This window comes from Sphingobium sp. WR1 (assembly GCF_059693745.1).
In genome coordinates this window covers 1-874 of the sequence record NZ_JCATID010000097.1, presented here as the reverse complement: position 1 = coordinate 874, position 874 = coordinate 1, and the positions used below count along the sequence as shown (strand labels likewise).

Below are 874 nucleotides of genomic sequence, written 5' to 3'. Positions count from 1 at the left end.
GCCGCCGCGATTCACCGTGCGGCGATGCAGGTCCAGCACGATATCGGCGACCTTGAGCTGGTGCGCCTCGTCGTTGCCGCGGGACGCGGGGCGGCGGGCAAGCGCATTCAGCCGCGCCGCCAGCTCGGAGAAGGCAAACGGCTTGACCAGATAGTCGTCCGCGCCGTTCTCCAGCCCTTCGACCCGATCGGCGATCCCGCCGACCGCGGTGAGCATCAGCACCGGGGTAGTGTCGCCCGCGGCGCGCAGTGCCTTCACTAGTGCGAGCCCACCCAACCCGGGCAACATCCGATCGACCACGATCGCCTCGAACTCGCCGCCGGTGGCCTGGAACAGCCCGTCGCGGCCGTCGATGCTGACCGCCACCTGATGCCCGGCCTGGGTCAACCCCTGCGCCACGAAGGAGCGGGTTTCGGCATCATCCTCGACGATCAGTATCCGCATCTTACACCTTCATCTCGTCCCTGTGTCCGTGCGCCAACCGCCCCCCAACGCACGGAACAGGGCGACCTCGCTCTGCGCAACAGCCAAGTCGGACTGGACCTGCTGGAGCGTGGCGGCGGCGGTGGCGCGCTGCGCATCGACCTGAAGCAGCCCCGGCGCGTCGCCGAGGCGGACACGCGCCCCGGTCCGGCGGGCATAAGCCAGCGCCTCGCGCGAGGCCGTTTGCAGGTCGCGGTTGCGCCGCGTCTCCGCGTCATAGGCGGCCAGCGCCGTCTCCACTTCGCGCAAGGATCGTAGCACGGCGACGTCCCATCCGGCGAGCGCGGCGCGCTCGGTCGCCCGCGCCTGCTCCAGTCGGGCACGTGCCGGCGCCTGGTTCGGGAAGGCCCAAGTAACGAGCGGCGAGGCGACGGCCTCGAACCCGCCAGAC

The 874-nt window shown here is 70.8% G+C and carries 2 protein-coding genes; both read right to left on the bottom strand.

The genetic code is table 11. The features are described from left to right. A partial coding sequence (locus AC58EF_RS28565) for a response regulator transcription factor (RefSeq protein ID WP_497279748.1) occupies positions 1 to 444 on the bottom strand: 444 nt, incomplete at its 3' end. A gap of 9 nt (positions 445 to 453) precedes the next feature. Beyond that, a partial coding sequence (locus AC58EF_RS28560; protein WP_497279747.1) for a TolC family protein occupies positions 454 to 874 on the bottom strand: 421 nt, incomplete at its 5' end.